This window comes from Streptomyces sp. NPDC046261 (assembly GCF_040646235.1).
Taxonomy (GTDB): Bacteria; Actinomycetota; Actinomycetes; order Streptomycetales; family Streptomycetaceae; genus Streptomyces.
Genome location: NZ_JBEYZU010000008.1, coordinates 150,082 through 168,924 on the forward strand (window position 1 = coordinate 150,082; position 18,843 = coordinate 168,924).

General features: G+C 70.9%; 14 protein-coding genes and 1 pseudogene. 11 read left to right on the plus strand and 4 right to left on the minus strand.

Annotation, left to right across the window (positions count from 1 at the left end; all coding sequences use genetic code 11):
- Window positions 1-76 precede the first annotated feature (76 nt).
- The 4 genes and pseudogenes from ABZ956_RS17225 to ABZ956_RS17240 all read left to right on the plus strand — a co-directional run bounded on the left by ABZ956_RS17225 (window position 77) and on the right by ABZ956_RS17240 (window position 3,642).
- Entirely contained in the window at window positions 77-442 is a 366-nt protein-coding gene (locus tag ABZ956_RS17225; RefSeq protein ID WP_361893587.1) for a hypothetical protein, read from the plus strand.
- Window positions 442-1,743 carry an FtsK/SpoIIIE domain-containing protein gene (locus tag ABZ956_RS17230; protein WP_361893911.1) on the plus strand — a complete coding sequence of 434 codons (1,302 nt, stop codon included), beginning with the start codon at window positions 442-444 and terminating at the stop codon, window positions 1,741-1,743. Before ABZ956_RS17225 ends, ABZ956_RS17230 begins: the two co-directional genes overlap by 1 nt.
- Window positions 1,740-1,949, plus strand: coding sequence for a hypothetical protein (locus ABZ956_RS17235; RefSeq protein ID WP_361893590.1), 210 nt, complete (start codon window positions 1,740-1,742; stop codon window positions 1,947-1,949). Before ABZ956_RS17230 ends, ABZ956_RS17235 begins: the two co-directional genes overlap by 4 nt.
- Window positions 1,950-2,248: 299 nt before the next feature.
- Window positions 2,249-3,642 (plus strand): annotated as a pseudogene (locus ABZ956_RS17240) (replication initiator).
- Window positions 3,643-3,941: 299 nt separating this feature from the next.
- On the opposite strand, the gene ABZ956_RS17245 reads toward ABZ956_RS17240, so the two are convergent.
- From ABZ956_RS17245 to ABZ956_RS17255, 3 genes are all read right to left on the minus strand, one after another.
- Window positions 3,942-4,172, minus strand: coding sequence for a hypothetical protein (locus ABZ956_RS17245; RefSeq protein WP_361893593.1), 231 nt, complete (start codon window positions 4,170-4,172; stop codon window positions 3,942-3,944).
- Window positions 4,173-4,475: 303 nt separating this feature from the next.
- The gene (locus ABZ956_RS17250; RefSeq protein ID WP_361893596.1) at window positions 4,476-4,814 is read right to left on the minus strand and encodes a hypothetical protein; all 339 of its coding nucleotides are present in this window, start codon (window positions 4,812-4,814) and stop codon (window positions 4,476-4,478) included.
- A gap of 183 nt (window positions 4,815-4,997) precedes the next feature.
- Complete coding sequence (locus ABZ956_RS17255) at window positions 4,998-6,614, minus strand: recombinase family protein (RefSeq protein WP_361893599.1); 1,617 nt, start codon at window positions 6,612-6,614, stop codon at window positions 4,998-5,000.
- A 244-nt stretch (window positions 6,615-6,858) separates the two neighbouring features.
- On the opposite strand from ABZ956_RS17255, the gene ABZ956_RS17260 reads away from it, so the two are divergent.
- The 5 genes from ABZ956_RS17260 (at window position 6,859) to obgE (ending at window position 14,534) form a co-directional block, all read left to right on the plus strand.
- Complete coding sequence (locus ABZ956_RS17260) at window positions 6,859-7,638, plus strand: TIGR03936 family radical SAM-associated protein (protein WP_361893602.1); 780 nt, start codon at window positions 6,859-6,861, stop codon at window positions 7,636-7,638.
- 223 nt (window positions 7,639-7,861) lie between these two features.
- Window positions 7,862-12,145 carry an Rne/Rng family ribonuclease gene (locus ABZ956_RS17265; RefSeq protein ID WP_361893605.1) on the plus strand — a complete coding sequence of 1,428 codons (4,284 nt, stop codon included), beginning with the start codon at window positions 7,862-7,864 and terminating at the stop codon, window positions 12,143-12,145.
- Between the two features lie 241 nt (window positions 12,146-12,386).
- A complete protein-coding gene (gene rplU / locus ABZ956_RS17270; protein WP_071963338.1) occupies window positions 12,387-12,707 on the plus strand; it encodes a 50S ribosomal protein L21 in 321 nt (106 codons plus the stop codon).
- Between the two features lie 14 nt (window positions 12,708-12,721).
- The gene (gene rpmA / locus ABZ956_RS17275; RefSeq protein ID WP_030961848.1) at window positions 12,722-12,976 is read left to right on the plus strand and encodes a 50S ribosomal protein L27; all 255 of its coding nucleotides are present in this window, start codon (window positions 12,722-12,724) and stop codon (window positions 12,974-12,976) included.
- Between the two features lie 118 nt (window positions 12,977-13,094).
- Complete coding sequence (gene obgE, locus ABZ956_RS17280; RefSeq protein WP_361893608.1) at window positions 13,095-14,534, plus strand: GTPase ObgE; 1,440 nt, start codon at window positions 13,095-13,097, stop codon at window positions 14,532-14,534.
- Window positions 14,535-14,643: 109 nt separating this feature from the next.
- Here obgE and ABZ956_RS17285 read toward each other — a convergent pair whose 3' ends face one another.
- A complete protein-coding gene (locus ABZ956_RS17285) occupies window positions 14,644-16,731 on the minus strand; it encodes a hypothetical protein (protein ID WP_361893611.1) in 2,088 nt (695 codons plus the stop codon).
- Window positions 16,732-17,007: 276 nt separating this feature from the next.
- Between ABZ956_RS17285 and proB the strand changes: the two genes are divergently transcribed.
- Complete coding sequence (proB, locus tag ABZ956_RS17290; protein WP_361893613.1) at window positions 17,008-18,138, plus strand: glutamate 5-kinase; 1,131 nt, start codon at window positions 17,008-17,010, stop codon at window positions 18,136-18,138.
- Window positions 18,139-18,370: 232 nt separating this feature from the next.
- Window positions 18,371-18,814 carry a hypothetical protein gene (locus ABZ956_RS17295; RefSeq protein ID WP_361893616.1) on the plus strand — a complete coding sequence of 148 codons (444 nt, stop codon included), beginning with the start codon at window positions 18,371-18,373 and terminating at the stop codon, window positions 18,812-18,814.
- Window positions 18,815-18,843 lie beyond the last annotated feature (29 nt).

The window sequence follows — 18,843 nt, forward strand, 5'->3', positions numbered from 1 at the left end:
TCATAGTGGTCACTCATCAGCACGAGTGACGTCCACCAGCTGGTGGTCGTCGGTGGCCCGAGGAGGCCCACTTCCCATGCAGTCCATCCCTGTGGACACATCCCGGCTCGGCGTACTGCGGTGCGCTGTCGCGCCGGAACCGAAGCTCGCGAATTTCGAAACGAAGGAGGTCAAGAAGGACCGGGACGGCAACACGATCTACACCGTGGCGGTCATGGTCCGCCAGGAAGCCCGCAAGGTCTCGGTGATCGAGATCGCGGTCCCCGGCGAGCCCGTCGGCGTTGCCGAAGGCGTCGAAGTGAAGGTGACCGGCCTGGAGGCGTTCTCCTGGGCCATGGGCGACCGTCACGGCATCAGCTTCCGCGCCGCCGCCATCACCCCCGTACCCGCCGCCACTCCGGCTCCGGCAACGGCGCCGTTGGGTAAGGGTGGTGGTGCGTGATGGGGCCGTTCACGCTCGCGGTGCTCATGTTCGGCCTGGCCTGGCTACTGGTCGCCGGGGCCCGGTTGTGGCAGGTGCGGCCGGTGTGGGTCTGGTACGTCGCCGGCTACCCGCTTACCGCGTTACGGATCGTGCGGACCTGGCGCAAGGTCGCCATCCTCCAGGACCTGGCCGTCGCACCCCGCCCGACCCGAAGCCTGCTCGGCGACCTGATCGTCAGGGGAGAAGCGCTGAAGCCGGTGGCTCCCCGGATCTCGTTCCCCAAAGCCACCCGCACAGGCGTGAGTGTGGTGGTGCGGCTGCATCCGGGCCAGACCCCGGCCCCGTTCATCGCCGCTGCCGACGCTCTGGCGCACGCCTGGAGGGTCCACGCCGTACGGGTCACCTCGCCCGAACGCGGCACCGTGCACCTGCTCGCCACTGCCAGCGACCCTTTGCAACATCCCGGCATCGCCCACGCGCCAGCGGCCCACCTCTCCGCCCTGGTGGGCATCCTCGAGGGTGGCTCGGCGTGGGTGGTCAACTTTCGGAAGGTTCCGCACTGGTTGGCCACCGGCGCCACCCAGTCCGGAAAATCCACCCTCCTCGCACGACTGGTGACCGAGCTGGCTCCACAGGATGTGGCCCTGGTCGGCATCGACTGCAAGGGCGGCATGGAGCTGGGCCTATTCGAGCCCCGGTTGTCCGCGCTCACCACCAACCGGCGTGAAGCGGTCGCGGTCCTCGGCGCCCTGGTCGACGAGCTCTTCGACCGCATGGCACTCTGCCGCACCGCCGCAGTGCGCTCGATCTGGGAACTCCCCGACAAGCAACGCCCCATCCCGATCGTGGTGATCGTCGACGAACTCGCTGAGCTCTATCTCTCCGATGGCACCCGTGAGGGGAAGGCTGAGGCGGAGCGGTGCTCCACCTCGATGCTGCGGATAGCCCAGCTCGGCGCAGCCCTGGGCCTGTACCTGTTCGTGGCCGGCCAGCGTGTCGGCTCCGACCTCGGCCCTGGTGTGACCGCGCTGCGGGCGCAGCTCTCCGGCCGGATCTGCCACCGGGTCAACGACCCCGGCACTGCTGAGATGACGCTTGGCGATCTCAATAAGGACGCCGTTGCCGTCGCTCAGTCCATCACCACCGAGGAGAAGGGCGTTGCTGTCTGCACCAGTGCGGACGGCACCTGGAGCCGCGCCCGGTCCCAGCAGACCACCACCGAAGAAGCCCGCACCACCGCCCGCAAGCACGCGGACCGCACGCCTTACCTCCGCAGCGTCTACCGCGCGCTGCTGGCCGTGGAAGGGGGCGGCTCATGAACCCCGATGGCATCGGCGAGGGGTCTTCCCTCTCCCTCGTGGTGGTCTTCGGGATCATCACCGTCCTGCTGATCCGCTCCCGCGACGTCAAGAAATGGGAAGCGGCAGTCATCGCCCTCTTCGGCCTCTACCTCGGCCAGACACCCGTGGTCTTCACCGTCCACGGATGCGTGACCTGGTTCCTCTCCGGCTTTAACCACACCTGACGGGAGACAGCCCCGTGCCCATGCGCCCCGTGCGCTGCCCCCTGTGTAAGGGCGAACGGCGCCGCAAGACCCGCTCCGGCCGCTGGCACCGGTGCCGCTGCTGCCGAGGCACCGGCACCATCCGCTAACCCCACTCCCACTCCCACGCCCCGTGAAGGAGCAACTGCCATGGACGAAACCGGCCCACCACCCCACCACCACTTCGCCGCTCCGGCGGCCCACCCCGGGAGGTCCCCACCATCCCCACCGACACCACCACCCCCGCTGGCCGACGCGCCGTTCTCGACCTGGCGGCGCGCCTGCGTCAGCTCCCCGAAGTCGACCAGGACGTCATCCGTCTCGCCTCAGACCCCTCTTCCCCCGCCTCCTGGAACAGATCCGTGCGACCGGCGGCTGCGCCCACCCCATCCACCTCTCCGGCCACACCACCACCCGCGACACAGCGACCGGCGAGATCCTGCGCCACTACGACACCCGCAACGAGCCCGGAGAACGCCTCCTCGTCCGCTGCCGCAACCGCCGCGCCAACATCTGTCCGCCCTGCTCCCGTCTCCACGCCGGAGACACCTACCACCTCGTCCGCGCCGGACTCACCGGCGGCAAGACCGTCCCGCCCACGGTCCGCGAACACCCCCGGCTCTTCGTCACCCTCACCGCACCCAGCTTCGGCACCGTCCACCGCGCCACCCCCGACGGCAAACGCTGCCACCCCCGCCGCAACACCCCCGACTGCGAACACGGCCACCCTCGAAGCTGCACCCGGCACCACGAGCCGACCGACCCCCTCGTCGGACAACCGCTCTGCCCCGGCTGCTACGACTACACCGGCCACATCCTCTGGCACGCACACGCCGGAGAGCTCTGGTCCCGCTTCACACGAAACACCCGCCGCCACCTCGCCACAGCAGCAGGCATCACACAGACCCGGTTCGCCCAGCACGCCCGGCTCTCCTTCGCCAAAGTCGCCGAATACCAACAGCGCGCAGCGATCCACGTCCACGCGGTCATCCGCCTCGACGGCCCCACCGGCCCTAGTGACCCTGCCCCGCCCTGGGGCACACCCGCAGCGCTCATCGATGCCGTGCACACCGCTGCATACCGCGTCCTGGTCACCACCCCGTACGGGTCCGCCGTCGGGGAACGAAGTCTCCGTTGGGGAACGCAGACCGACGTCCGCCCTCTACAGGCTTCCCTCGGCCCTGAGGGCGTCACGGACGATGCGGTAGCTGCCTATGTCGCCAAGTACGTCACCAAGGGGGCCGCCGACACCGCTGGCGGCATGGACTACCCGGTCACCAGCCTCGACGACATACGTCAAGCAGCGGTCTCCACCCACGTCCGCGCCCTCATGCGCACCTGCTGGGAACTCGGCCGGCTACCGGAGTACGAGGACCTTCGCCTCCGGACCTGGACCCACACCCTCGGCTACCGCGGCCACATACTCACCAAATCCCGCGCCTACTCCACCACCTACAGCGCACTCCGTATCGCGCGAGTCCAACGCCGGGGCAGTGCGGTTCGACCCGTGATCGACGCCGACGTGATCACGAAGGCCAACTGGCGCTACTTCGGGTCCGGCCACACCCCTGGTGCGGCCGTCATAGCTGCCGGAATTGCTCAAGATCTGACCCATAACCGTGAGCTCGCTCGTGAGGCGCTGGTGGTTGGACCGGGACGAGGCGAGACGGAGTGAGAGACCGATCAACGGATCATGACTGCGGGGCCGGCGGAGCCACGGGCGTTCCGGTGACCCAGGACAAGAGAGGACGACGACTTGGCGAACGTAGGACGAAAGCCACGGTGACCAGCGAAATCGTCATCGTGGACAGTGACGGCCGCCAAGAGCCGTACGACCCCGACAAGCTATGAGACAGGCCCCCGCCATGAGGCAGGGGCCTGTCTTGTCGGTGATCTAAGGCGTGTCCGACGGAATGGCTGTTACTGGCTACGCAGCTGAGTGCCGCGCAGACCTGCCTGCAAGGCCGACGGTGTCTACTGACGCTCTGCCATCGTGCGCACATCCTCGACAGCCGCATTGGCCGCACCAGCGTCTAGACCGCTGCTGAGACCCGCGAGCGGTCCCGGGAGGCTGCCGGTCGTAATGCTCGGCTGGGAATCTTGGAAGAAGCCCAAGACCTCTTTTTGCTGTTCCGGGCTCTGGCTTTCCATCCATCGCCGGTTGTCGGGGCTGAGCACCTTCATGAAGTCCTCAAGGGAAACCATCGCGCACCTTCCTGCTAATCGCGCACCTTCCTGCTATCGGAAGCGGGGGCCTTGAGCCACTCTGGGAAGCCCGGCACTGCTCCGGGCGCAGGCTTCCCAATCTCACAAACCCGTGGTCTGCTCCTACGGTCCTTGAACGGTGCTGAGCGCGCCTGTCGGGGTGGGACATAAGAGTGAAGCGTTGAGAGAGGCGGCAGGCCAGCCAGGAACCTACGGCGACTTGCCCATACCGACCGGCCACCTCCGACCCATCGGACAGGCCCTAGGACTCCGGGGCCGTCATGACGGCAGTTATGCAGGCCCTCAGCGGCTCCGCGGCTCCGCAATGGCCCTGTCCGCCGGGGCGTCCGGGTGGAGGTGATGGGCGGTCATGAGCATGTCCGCGTGCTCTGTCATTACGTAGCGAGGGGTGGGTCCCGCTTCTCCCGCTACTCCGGTGACGGAGTAGTTGGCGATGACGTTGCCGTCGGTGTCCAGGACCGGCAGATGTTGCGGGACACAGCTGCCGTCAATGGCCCGGAGCACGGCCGTGTCCCCCTGGTACTGGAGGGCGAGTGTGACCGTGTCCTTCTGCGTGGCCTGGATCGGCTCGCCCGGTCCGTTCAGGTTCAGGACCTCGGGCAGCGCACCTGCTTCCGACATGTTGCCTCCTTCTCGATGTTGATCTCTAGCTCTGGCACGCTACCCACGATCGAACGACGCCTTCCTGAAAACCGGACATGTGCGGCTACAGCCGAGGGCGCTTCTCTGTTCGATGATTCACCCTGTCCAGAGTTACCGGAACGAACTATTCGCGGGCCAGTCACACGACCCATCGGACACGCCTTAGAGCTTCTCGCCGAAGTCGTCCTCTTTCACTATCAGGCGCTCCCGGACGTCCTTCGGGATGAGGAGGCGCAGACGAATCTGTGGGGCCCGAACCTTCGGGACCTTCGTCCGGTGGACCTCGCACTTGACGCCGACACGGACCAGGTCGGCGGCCATGGCCTCCATCCCCCCTTCTTCCCAGTGCTGCCGGAACGTCTTGCCGTTGTGGACGTTCACCCACCGGTCCTGGGTGGTCTCCGGGTCGATAGCCTCAAGATCGGCAATCAGCTTGTCCAGCGTCTCCTGGGCCTGTTCCCGCGTGAACCGCGTCTTCGAGTAGCGGCCCCCGGGCTCCAGCTCCTTCATGTAGTAGGCGATGGAGTCCCGGAGGCGCTTCACCTCCTTGCGGGCTTCCGCGCCGTTCGCGTACTCCCGGACCTGCACCGGCCAGTCGCCAAGGACGGTCAGGACGTCCTGCACGAGTTGCCCATAGATCTCATCGGGGTTCGGAGCCCCGTAGCCTCCGCTCTTGCAGCCTTGGCACCGCATGTAGTGGTACGTCGCCTTCTCCGACCTGTTCACCTGCACGATCATGTTGGTGCCGCAGTCCGGGCAGATCAGGACTCCGCGGAACTTCGTGGGGCTGTCCGCCTGCCGTGGGGGCTGGTTCTTGCCGGACCGGTCCAGGTCGGCCTGAAGCTCGTAGAACTCGTCCTCGGTGAAGACCCCCTCCGCAACCCTGATGGGCTTGCCGTCCTTGCCCAGCACGAGCCGCGACCTGCGGGCCCTGTCCGGGTCCATCTCGACCCGGTAGCCCATCAGGGCTGGGTTCCGCAGTCGGCTCAACAGTGTGGACGCGGTGAGTCCGGGCCCGCAGAGGCCAGACCGTACGAGCACCCGGACCATGCGCCGGGCGGACGCCGGTTTTGGTCTTCCTGCCGCCCTTCGGCACCAGTGGAGTACCCGGTGCGCTGTCTCCTCTATACGGAGAATGACCTTTCCGTGCTCGTCCACGTCGGTCACGTAGCCGTAGGCGGGCTTGCCCACCAGCCACTCGCTCTGTGTCTTGGTGTAGTCCCAGAGGCTCGCGACGCGGGTGGAAGTGTTGGCGGCCTCGATCTCCGCGATGCCTCCGATGATGGTGACCAGGATCTTCCCGGCCGTGGTGGTCAAGTCGATGCTGTCGTTCTTGGAGATCAGGTTCTTGCCGTACTTCAAGCACCAGTCGATCATGGCGGACAGGTCCGAGAGGCGGCGTACGAAGCGGTCGAGCTTCCAGAACAGCAACGCGTCGAACTCGGGCGACCGGTTGTTGAGCCAGTCGCCAAGCTGCTTGCGCTTCCACGGCGGCACCTTGGTCGCGCTGACGTTCAGGTCACTGGCCACCCCCACGACCCTGTACCCCAGGTCTCTTGCCAGGATCCGGAGATCAAGCTCCTGCCGGACGGGGGAGGTCGTGTCATCGGTCCAGACCGACAGGCGGATGGACAGGAGTGCCCGGGGAGCGTCCTCCGGTAATAAGGCTTCGGCCGCTTTCAGATCTTCGAGGACCGTCAGATCCGCTGCTGTCCACTCGGCCTCGACGTCGTAGGCCCTCTGCTTCGCTGCTGACTTCGTGCGTGAGCGCTTTGCCATGGGTGCGAATTTATAGGCGTGCGTCTGTCTGCCCGCAGATGGACACGTCCATCCAGATCGGCCCGACGGGCAAGAAACTGCTCCCGCTGACAGTCGTCAAGTAGTACGCGCGTTCGAGCGAGGGTCCTGCCGGATCGGCAGGACCCTCGTTGCACGTACTCTAGGTAGCAGAATGACCGCACTCACGAGGGACTGAAAGACACTGGGCAAGCGACAGCCCGAAGGCCCGCCGCCCGCACCCGCGGTGCAGCGCATTCGCCTGCGCTACACCAAGCGCGGCCGCCTCCGGTTCACCAGCCACCGCGATTTCCAGCGCGCCTTCGAGCGGGCGCTGCGCCGCGCCGAGGTGCCCATGGCGTACTCGGCCGGCTTCACGCCGCACCCCAAGGTGTCGTACGCCAATGCCGCACCCACCGGCACGGGCAGCGAGGCCGAGTACCTGGAGATCCAGCTCGCCGAACGGCGTGACCCCGCGGTCCTGCGGGCGCTGCTCGACGAGTCGCTGCCGGACGGGCTCGACATCACCGACGCGGTGGAGGCACACACCTCCTCCTTCGCCGACCGGCTGCAGGCGTCCGTGTGGGAGCTGCGGCTGGAGGGCGTCGAGCCCATGGACGCCGAGAAGGCCGTAGCGGCCTTCCTGGCGGCGGAGACGGTCGAGGTGCAGCGCCGGACCAAGAACGGCATGCGGACCTTCGACGCGCGCGAGGCGGTACGCCGACTCGAGGCACTCGAAGCTCCGGCCGATAGGCCCGGCGACGGTGCCTGTGCGATACTGCGGCTGGTTGTTCGGCATTTGACACCTGCCGTGCGACCCGACGACGTCCTGTCCGGTCTCCGCGCTACGGCCGACCTGGCGCCGCCGGTCCCCGCCGCGGTGACCAGGCTGGCGCAGGGGCTGCTCGATGAGGAGTCCGGCACGGTGACCGATCCGCTCGCGCCCGACCGCGATGCCGCCCCGGCCGACCCATCAACGGCCGCCGGGCCGAGTGCCGCGCAGCAGGTGCCGGAAGGTTCCGCGTAAGGACGGCCGTCGAAGCGCCGCCGGTCCACCAGGGAGCCACCCGGTGCGGCAGGCGCACTGACCAGGAGACTTTCGCCGGTGCCGATGAGCTTCGGACCCGGCGAGTGAGACGACAGCTCCCGTGCGGCGACCGCGCCCCGGACGGCGGTACCGCGCTCATCACGCGGACCGGCGGGTCGGACCACGACGCGGCGCCCGGGAGCGTGACGGGAGAACCGCCCGCATGCTCGAATCCATTGAGCCCACCGAGGCCGGGGCAGCGCAGAACGCGCCCGGCAACAACACAGACGCTTCCCCCAGCGACACGCTGCCCCCGCGGCGTCGTCGCCGGGCGGCGTCCCGTCCGGCGGGTCCGCCCGCCGGGGAGGCGGCCGTGACGGCTGCCGACGAGCCGGTCGCCGAGGCCGCCGGGACTCCGGACGCGCCGGAGACCCCGGCACGCCCGCGCCGCCGTGCGACCCGCAAGACCGCCGCGGCCGCGCCGCAGGCCGCCGAGGCCACGGCCGAGCCGGCCGCCCAGGCTGCCGAGGACGAGGCGGAGAAGCCCGCCCGTACCCGTCGCCGTGCCACGCGCAAGGCCACCGCGCCGGCCGAGCCCCCCGCCGCCGAGGCCGTGGAGACCCCTGCCGCCGAGGCCGCCGAGCCGGTCGCCGAGGAGGCGCCCGCCGCTCCGGCGCGTACGCGTCGTCGTGCCACCCGTAAGGCGACCGCTCCGGCGGGTGCTCCGCAGGTGGAGGAGGCCGCTGAGGTCGTCGCCGAGGTGCCGGCCGAGCCGGTCGCCGAGGAGGCGCCTGCCGCTCCGGCCCGTCCGCGTCGTCGTGCCACGCGCCGCGCGTCGGCTCCGGCCGGCGCCCCGCAGGGCGCCGCCGAGGCCGTCGAGACCCCGGCTGCCGAGGCCCCCGAGGTCGTCGCCGAGGTGCCGGCCGAGCCGGTGGCCGAGGAGGCCGCCGCTCCGGCCCGTCCGCGTCGTCGTGCGACCCGTCGTGCGTCGGCTCCGGCCGGTGCGCCGCAGGTGACCGAGGCCGCCGAGCCCGTCGAGGCCGTCGAGGCCGTCGCGGAGGAGGCGCCTGCCGCTCCGGCGCGTACGCGTCGTCGTGCCACCCGTAAGGCGACCGCTCCGGCGGGTGCTCCGCAGGTGGAGGAGGCCGCTGAGGTCGTCGCCGAGGTGCCGGCCGAGCCGGTCGCCGAGGAGGCGCCCGCCGCTCCCGCTCGTCCGCGTCGTCGCGCGACCCGTCGTGCGTCGGCCCCCGCCGGCGCCCCGCAGGTGACCGAGGGTGCCGAGCCCGTCGAGGCCGCCGAGGTGGCCGAGGAGGCCCTTGAGGCTCCCCAGGCCATCAGCCTGGAGCCCACCGTCGCGGCCGAGCCGGTCGCCGAGGAGGCCGCCGCCCCCGCCCGTACGCGTCGTCGTGCGACCCGTCGGGTGTCGGCTCCGGCCGGTCCGCCGCAGGGCGCCGAGGTCGTCGAGGCCCCGGCTGCCGAGGCCGCCGAGCCCGTCGAGGCCGAGTCGGCCGCCGAGCCCGCGCGTGCCCGTCGTACGCGCCGCCGTGCCGCCGAGCCCGTCGTCGAAGCCGCGCCGCCGGCCGCCGAGCCCGCCGCGGAGGCGCCCGCCGAGGCCCCCCGTGGCCGCCGCCGCGCCGTGCGTGCCGCCGAGGCCGAGCAGGCGCCCGCCGAGGGTGCCCGCACGCGCCGCCGTGCCGTGCGCCCGCCGACCGCCGTGTTCCAGGCGCCGGTGTTCACCGAGCCGATGTTCCAGACGCCGGAGACCGCCGCTGCCGCCGCCGCTGCCGCCGCCGAGGCGCCGGAGGAGGAGCAGCCGGTCGCCGAGGCCGCGGCGCCCGCCGCCGGTGGCCGTCGTCGGCGCCGCCGCCGGGGCGAGCCCGCCGAGGCCCCTGCCGCCGAGGTCGTCGAGCCCACCGTCGTGACGGTGGAGCCGGAGGCCGAGGAGGAGGAGCCGGAGACCGCCGAGGAGGCGGAAGGCGTCGCCGCCGAGGACGAGGAGCAGGGCGAGCGTCCCTCGCGCCGTCGTCGTCGCGGTGGCCGCCGTCGCCGCCGGGGCGAGGCCGCCGAGGCCGAAGAGGCCGAGGCCGGCGAGGAGGAGCCGCAGGCCGAGGAAGCCGAGGAAGGGGCCGAGGAGGACGAGGAGGCCGCCTTCGCGACCGCCGGAAGCCGCCGTCGTCGCCGTCGCCGTCGCCGCAGTGGCGAGGCGCTGGAGACCGAGCCGGGCGCGGACGAGCCGGAGCGTACGGTCGTCAAGGTCCGCGAGCCGCGTGAGCGTGCCGCGCGCACCGAGGGCGGCACGGGCTTCGACGAGGTCCAGTCCATCAAGGGCTCGACCCGCATGGAGGCGAAGAAGCAGCGCCGCCGTGAGGGCCGCGAGCAGGGCCGCCGCCGCGTGCCGATCATCACGGAGGCCGAGTTCCTGGCCCGCCGCGAGGCCGTCGAGCGGGTCATGGTCGTGCGCCAGAACGGCGACCGCACCCAGATCGGCGTGCTGGAGGACAACGTCCTCGTCGAGCACTTCGTCAACAAGGAGCAGGCCACCAGCTACGTCGGCAACGTCTACCTGGGCAAGGTCCAGAACGTGCTGCCGTCCATGGAGGCCGCCTTCGTCGACATCGGCAAGGGCCGCAACGCCGTGCTGTACGCCGGCGAGGTCAACTTCGAGGCGCTCGGCATGGGCAACGGCCCGCGCCGCATCGAGACCGCGCTGAAGTCCGGCCAGTCCGTGCTGGTGCAGGTCACCAAGGACCCGATCGGTCACAAGGGCGCCCGCCTGACCAGCCAGGTCTCCCTGCCCGGCCGTTACCTGGTCTACGTGCCCGAGGGCTCGATGACCGGCATCAGCCGCAAGCTGCCCGACACCGAGCGCGCGCGGCTGAAGCAGATCCTCAAGAAGATCGTCCCCGAGGACGCCGGCGTGATCGTGCGCACCGCGGCCGAGGGCGCGAGCGAGGACGAGCTGCGCCGTGACGTGGAGCGCCTGCAGGCGCAGTGGGAGGAGATCCAGAAGAAGTCGAAGCAGATCTCGACGAGCTCGCCGAGCCTGCTGTACGGCGAGCCGGACATGACCGTCCGCGTCGTGCGCGACATCTTCAACGAGGACTTCTCCAAGGTCATCGTCAGCGGTGACGGCGCCTGGGAGACCATCCACGGCTACGTCTCGCACGTCGCTCCCGACCTGGCCGACCGGCTGCAGAAGTGGACGTCGGACGTCGACGTCTTCGCCACGTACCGGATCGACGAGCAGCTGATGAAGGCGCTGGACCGCAAGGTCTGGCTGCCCAGCGGCGGTTCGCTCGTCATCGACCGGACCGAGGCGATGGTCGTCGTCGACGTCAACACCGGCAAGTTCACCGGCCAGGGCGGCAACCTGGAGGAGACGGTCACCAGGAACAACCTGGAGGCGGCCGAGGAGATCGTGCGCCAGCTGCGGCTGCGCGACCTCGGCGGCATCATCGTGATCGACTTCATCGACATGGTGCTGGAGTCCAACCGGGACCTGGTGCTGCGGCGCCTGCTGGAGTGCCTGGGCCGGGACCGTACGAAGCACCAGGTCGCCGAGGTCACCTCGCTGGGCCTGGTCCAGATGACCCGCAAGCGGGTCGGCCAGGGCCTGCTGGAGTCCTTCTCCGAGTCCTGTGTCCACTGCAACGGCCGCGGCGTCATCGTCCACATGGACCAGCCGGCGACCGTCGGTGGCGGCGGCGGTGGCGGCAAGCGCGGCAAGAAGAAGGGCAAGGCGGCCGTCGAGGCCCCCGAGCCGGCCCTCGAGCCCGCTGTCGAGCCCATCGTCGAGCCCGCCGTGGCGGTCTCCGCGGAGGCGCCGGCCGAGGTCGCCGTGGAGGCGGTCGAGCTGGAGCCGGCCGTGGTGAGCGAGGCGGAGCTGCAGCCTGCCGTCGAGTCCGAGGACGAGTGGTACGGCAGCGCCGCCGAGGCCGAGGCCGCGGCGTCCCGCCGCGGTGGCCGTACGCGCCGCCGGGCGACCCGCAAGGCGACCGCCCCGGCGGGCGCCCCGAAGGCCGCCGCGCAGCCCGAGCCGGAGCTCGTGGTGGAGACGGCCGAGCCTGCCGAGCCTGCCGTGGTCGTCGCCGAGCCCGCCGCGGAGCCCGCGTCGGCGCCCGTCGCCGAGCAGGCGGCGCCGGCGGCTCCGGCACGGCCGCGGCGCCGGGTGACGCGCAGGGCGTCCGCCCCGGCGGGTTCGCCCGCCGCCGAGGAAGCGGCCGTGGTGGTCATCGCCGCGCCCGCCCCGGCGGAGCCGGAGCCGGTGGTCGTGGCCGAGGCCGACGTCGAGGTGATGGCCGAGGAGGCCCCCGCCAAGAAGACGGCCCGCAAGACGGCGGCCAAGAAGGCGCCGGCGAAGAAGGCGGCCGCGACGAAGAAGGCGGCGGCGAAGAAGACCACCACCGCCAAGAAGGCGACGGCCAAGAAGGCGGCCACCAAGACCGCCAAGAAGGCCCCCGCCAAGAAGACGGCGAAGAAGGCCGCCGAGTCCTCCGCGGAGGCCTGACGGTCCTCACCCGCCGGGCGGGCCGGAATCTCCGGCCCGCCCGGCGGGGCCCGGTTTGACCCCCTGGTCAAGGCCCCGTAACCTTGACCGTCGGCGTCTGTTTGGCGCCACACCACTGAGCACATCCCTCCCGGCCCGTGCGGCGGGGAGAGGCCGCTCGTCCTCCTGGACAGTCATGGGCCCCGGCCCGTGCGAGCGGCTGGCATCAGCGGTCCCGTTTACTAGCGAGAGTGAGATCCGCGTGTACGCAGTCGTGCGTAGCGGTGGTCGCCAGCACAAGGTTGTTGTGGGCGACATCGTCGAGGTTGACAAGATTTCCGACGGCAAGGTGGGCGACGCGGTCGAGCTCTCCACGCTGCTCGTGGTCGACGGCGAGTCCGTCACCAGCGACCCGTGGGTCCTGGCGGGCATCAAGGTCCAGGCCGAGATCGTGGACCACCACAAGGGTGCCAAGATCGACATCCTGAAGTACAAGAACAAGACCGGTTACCGCAAGCGCATTGGTCACCGCCAGCAGTACACCGCGCTGAAGATCACCGGCATCCCCACGGCTGCGAAGTAAGGGACTGAGAACACATGGCACACAAGAAGGGCGCATCGTCCACCCGGAACGGTCGCGACTCCAACGCTCAGCGGCTCGGCGTGAAGCGCTTCGGCGGTCAGGTCGTCAACGCCGGTGAGATCCTGGTCCGCCAGCGTGGCACCCACTTCCACCCGGGCGCCGGTGTCGGTCGCGGCGGCGACGACACCCTGTTCGCGCTGAACGCCGGTGCGGTGCAGTTCGGCACCCACCGTGGCCGCAAGGTCGTCAACATCGTTCCGGTCGCCTGATCCAGGCTTCCGTAGAGCGATAAGCGAGGGCGGACCTCCCTTCCCTACGGGGAAGCGGGGCCGCCCTCGCTGCGTTACAACAGAGACATCCCCTGTACGTATCTGGAGGCACACCGCTATGACCACCTTCGTGGACCGCGTCGAGCTGCATGTCGCCGCGGGTAACGGAGGCCACGGCTGCGCCTCCGTCCACCGTGAGAAGTTCAAGCCGCTGGGCGGCCCCGACGGCGGCAACGGCGGCCGTGGCGGTGACGTGACGCTGGTCGTCGACCAGTCCGTCACGACGCTCCTGGACTACCACCACAGCCCGCACCGCAAGGCCACCAACGGCAAGCCCGGCGAGGGCGGCAACCGCTCCGGCAAGGACGGTACGGACCTGGTCCTGCCGGTCCCGGACGGCACGGTCGTCCTCGACAAGCGCGGCAACGTCCTCGCCGACCTCGTCGGCCAGGGCACCACGTACGTGGCCGCCGAGGGCGGCCGCGGCGGCCTGGGCAACGCGGCGCTGGCCTCGGCCCGCCGCAAGGCACCCGGCTTCGCGCTGCTGGGCGTGCCGGGCCAGGAGCAGGACATCGTCCTGGAGCTGAAGACCGTCGCCGACGTGGCGCTGGTCGGCTACCCGAGCGCGGGCAAGTCCTCGCTGATCTCGGTGCTCTCCGCCGCCAAGCCGAAGATCGCGGACTACCCCTTCACCACGCTCGTCCCGAACCTGGGCGTCGTGACGGCCGGTGCGACGGTCTACACCATCGCCGACGTCCCCGGTCTGATCCCCGGCGCCAGCCAGGGCAAGGGCCTGGGCCTGGAGTTCCTGCGCCACGTCGAGCGCTGCTCGGTGCTCGTGCACGTCCTGGACACCGCGACCCTGGAGTCCGAGCGTGACCCGCTGACCGACCTCGACGTCATCGAGGCCGAGCTGGCGGAGTACGGCGGCCTGGAGAACCGGCCCCGCATCGTCGTCCTCAACAAGGTCGACATCCCCGACGGCCAGGACCTCGCCGACATCATCCGCCCCGAGCTGGCGGCCCGCGGCTACCAGATCTTCGAGGTCTCGGCCGTCTCCCGGCACGGTCTGAAGGAGCTGTCCTTCGCCCTGGCCAACATCGTCGCCGAGGCGCGCGCCGCCAAGCCGAAGGAGGAGGCGACCCGCATCGTCATCCGCCCGAAGGCCGTCGACGACGCCGGCTTCACGGTCACCCTGGAGGAGGACGGCCTCTACCGCGTGCGCGGCGAGAAGCCGGAGCGCTGGGTGCGCCAGACCGACTTCAACAACGACGAGGCCGTCGGCTACCTCGCCGACCGCCTCAACCGCCTCGGCGTCGAGGACGAGTTGATGAAGGCCGGCGCCCGTGCGGGCGACGGCGTCGCCATCGGCTCCGAGGACGACGCGGTCGTCTTCGACTGGGAGCCGTCGATGGCCGCCGGTGCGGAGATGCTGGGCCGCCGCGGTGAGGACCACCGCTTCGAGGCCCCGCGTCCGGCCGCGCAGCGCCGCCGCGACCGCGACGCCGCGCGCGACGAGGCGGAGCAGGAGTACGAGGGCTTCAACCCGTTCTCGTAACCCCGTGCCGGGCTGAACGCGAACGCCGGACGGGCTGGGGAAACCCAGCCCGTCCGGCGTTTTCCGATGCCTCTTCGATGTCGATGCCGCTCGGCCGGCCTCAGGGGCCTCAGTTGACGGAGACCGCCGGCTCCTCGGCAGGTTCGGGCGTGGCGTCGGCTTCGGCCGCCTCGCCGGCTCCGGCCCGCGGGGCCGGGATCTCCGAGGAACGGGCCTCCATCCGCTGCCGCCGCTCGTCCGCCTTCGCGGCGAGCGCCCGCGCGGCCCGGTCGAAGCGGACCAGGGAGGGCGGGTCGGAGGGGCCCAGGAGCCGCTCCTTGAGCTCGGCACGGGCCCCGGCGAGGGTGTCCAGGCCCGGGTCGCGGACAGCGGCGAGGAGCCCGTCCACGCCCTCCGCCTCCGGGGTGAGGATCGTGGCCGCGCTCACCGTCGGGAAGTTCGCGCGGAACTCCTCCTCGTCCATGCCGCTGGTGTTGGCCACGGCGTACGGCTTCTCGCTGATCAGGTAGTCCGAGACGACGCTCGAGACGTCGCTGATGAGCAGGTCCGACTGGTTGAAGCAGCTGTACAGCGCGGGCCGCGCGGTCGTGATGACCTGGTGCTCCCACTCGGGCAGCGAGGCCCAGTACGCGTTCTCCCAGTCGCTCGTGGCCGCCTCGACGGTCGCGGCGCGGCCCTTCTCCGGCGTGGACTGCAGCAGCATGCGCTCGATCTCGTCCGCGCTGTCGCGGAAGGCGCTGGTGGTGACCCGCTCCAGCTCGGCCGTGCGGCGCGCCAGCTCCGCCGCCGCCTCCGGTCCGGGGCGGGGCCCGGACCGGCCGGCGTTGGCCTCGTGGATCATCGCCTGGATGCGCGCGTTGGCCTGGCCGGCGCGCGGGTCGACCGAGCCGGTCATGGGGTGCGGCTTGTACAGGAGGCGGACCTTGGGGTCGGCGAGCAGGGCGCGCACGATGTTCTCGCCGGCGAGCATCACCGAGGTGTTGCCGGGGTTGCCGTCCCAGCCCTCCCAGGTGGGGGCGTACAGGACGGTGGTGAGGCGTCCGTCGGCGGGCGGGCCGCCGTAGGGCTTGATGGGGGCGAGCTGCGGGCGGCCTACCTCGACGACGTCCTTGTCCTCGACGCCGATGTCGGCGAGCTGGTAGCGCTCGCGGGCGGCCGGGCCGGCGACCCAGATCTCGTCGTACGCCTTGGAGTACGGGTTGCAGCTGGAGAGCTTGTCGCTCTCGCCGTGGTTGGTGAAGGCGTGCTTGATGGAGGGCATGCGCAGGACCTGGGAGGTCTTGCCGGAGTTCGCGGGGTGCAGCAGCACCTTCAGCGAGGACTTCTCCAGGGCCATCAGATGGACGACCTTGGGGATGCACACGATCGGTACGTCCGTGGCCTCGATCTTCTGCACCATGAAGCGCTCGCGCAGCACGATGAGCGGCTTGCCGTCCAGCGCGGCGAGGGTCGAGAGCCACATGTTGGCCTGGTAGGCCGAGCTGGTGCCGCCGGAGAAGTACATGCCGACGGTGGGCTTGTAGGCGGCCAGCCAGCGGTCCAGCCACTCCAGTGCCTGCTGTTCCCCCGCGATGCGCTTGGCGGGCCGCAGCCAGCTCGCCAGGTGCACCGTGCCGCCCAGGGCGAGGGCGAGGGAGACGCCCACGCCGGCCTCCGCCCACAGGGTCTCCTCCGTGGCCGCCGTGACCAGCAGGCCCGCCGTGGCCGGCGTGGTGAAGCGCAGCAGCCGCCGGCCGTGCTGGCGGGCCAGCAGGCGCGGCGGGGCGGCGGTCAGGTGCAGCCCCGAGGCGTCGATGTTGCGGGTGAGGAACGGCAGGGTGCGGCTTCTGCGGACCAGGATCGCGGTGACCTGGCAGCCGAGGTGGGCGGCGTAGAACAGGGCGAGGCCGGCGATGACGGGGGCGTAGCCGCGCAGGGAGCCGTCGCCGTGCAGCCGCAGCAGCCCGATCAGGACGAGCATGTCGCGCAGCAGCTGGCGCACCATGACGTCGAAGCGGATCTTTCCGAGCACGGCGACCAGACCGGGGTCGCGGTGCTGCAGGTACAGATCGAGGGCGAGGCCCGTCGCCGAGGCGGTGATGAGCAGCGGCACATGGGGCAGCAGCGCGCCGACGAGCTGAAGTGTGAAGAACACCAGCATCGAGAGCAGCACCGCGAGCTGCACTGCTCGGCGGGAGGCTGATCCGGCAGAAGGCACTGGAGGGGCTCCTGGCAGGAGGGCTTGGGGCAGGGGGGAACCGTCGTAGGACACTGTGGAGGACAACGGTCGACCACCGACCGTATGACGGTGGCCGGGCAAGGAGCAATCTTCCACGACGTCAACCACCACAAAACAGGGTCGAACGCCCGCAATCGTCAGACGGTAGATTGACGGACCTGAACAGCACACGGCCGCAGGCACAGCATCGGTGACAACAGAGGTGTACTTCCGTTGATAGGGGCAGGGGCGCCGGACACGGCCCGGCAAGAGGTCATGGCAGCCCGCAGGATCGTCGTCAAGGTGGGATCCTCGTCACTCACCACAGCGGGCGGGGGTCTGGACGCCGACCGGGTTGACGCCCTCGTCGACGCGCTGGCCAAGAGCGTCGGCGACCAGGGCGTGACGGGCACGGGCGCGGCCCCCGAGAAGGAGATCGTGCTGGTCTCCTCCGGAGCCATCGCCGCCGGGCTCGCCCCGCTGGGCCTCGAGCGGCGCCCCCGCGACCTGGCCCGCCAGCAGGCGGCCGCCAGCGTCGGCCAGGGGCTGCTGGTGGCCCGCTACACCGCTTCCTTCGCGCGCTACGGGCGCCGCGTGGGCCAGGTGCTGCTGACGACCGACGACACCAGCCGGCGCGCGCACTACCGCAACGCCCGCCGGACGCTCGACCAGCTGCTGTCGATGGGCGCCGTCCCGGTCGTCAACGAGAACGACACGGTGGCCACGGACGAGATCCGCTTCGGCGACAACGACCGGCTGGCCGCGCTCGTAGCCCATCTCGTACGGGCCGATCTGCTGGTGCTGCTGTCGGATGTCGACGGCCTCTACGACGGTGATCCCAGCACCCCGGGCACCTCGCGGATCGCCGAGGTCCGCGGGCCGGCGGACCTGGAGGGGATCTCCATCGGCAGCGCGGGCAAGGCCGGCGTGGGCACCGGCGGCATGGTCACCAAGGTGGAGGCCGCCCGCATCGCGGCGGCGGCCGGCATCCCGGTCGTCCTGACCTCCGCCAGCCAGGCCGCCGACGCCCTGCGGGGCCGGGCCACCGGCACCTTCTTCCACCGCACGGGCCGCCGCTCCGCCGACCGGCTGCTCTGGCTCGCGCACGCCTCCACCCCGCGCGGCGCCCTGACGCTGGACGACGGGGCGGTACGGGCCGTGATCGAGGGCACCGGTTCGCTGCTGCCGGCGGGCATCGCGGCCGTCGAGGGTGAATTCAGCGCGGGCGATCCGGTGGAGCTGCGCGACCCCGCGGGCCGGGCCGTCGCGCGCGGGCTCGTCACCTACGACGCGGGCGAGATCCCCCAGCTGCTGGGCCGCTCCACCCGTGATCTGGCCCGCGACCTGGGGCCCGGCTATGAGCGTGAGGTCGTCCACCGCGACGACCTGGTCGTCCTGCGCCGCTGACGCGGGCATGCCGCACCGCGACGTGGGCATGCCGCATCGCTGACGGGCGTTATCCGCGGACGAGAAAGGCCCGGTAAGGACAGCCTTTCCAAGGGGCCTTTCCGTAAAACCGCCACGCGGCCGCCCGCCGACTGGTCAACTTTGATGCAGGGCGCCGTGAAGGACGCACGGGCCCACGCACCACACGGCTCCGCCGCACGCGCGCGGAGCGGCGAACAACAGGAGGCCGCCGGTGAGACGAGGGCGCCCAGGGGCGCTGCCCCGAGGGACGGCTGGGCGGACACTGACCAGCGTCGGGTCAGGCGACACGGGGGAGCGGGCAGATGGTGACGATGTGGCGCGGCTGTGGCACATCACCCTCAGCGTCTCGGGCGCGGAGGCGCCGCTCAAGGAGGTCCGGCGGGCGCTGGAACAGCTCGCCCACGACCACCCGTTCCTGCTGACCAGCCGCTATGCCAACGACCACGCGGAGATCCGCTACTGGGAGGAGGCGCGTGATCTGCACGACGCGGCGGCCGTGGCGCTGCGGCTGTGGGGCGAACACCGCTCCACCGCCCAGCTCCCGCCCTGGGAGATCGTCGGCCTGGAGGTCATCGACCGCGAGACCTACCACCAGCGCATCGCCGAGGGCTGCGGCCCCCTGCCGGCCACGCCGGTCGGCGTGCACCCCTTCTAGCGCGGGATCCAGGATTTCGGTGCCGGTAC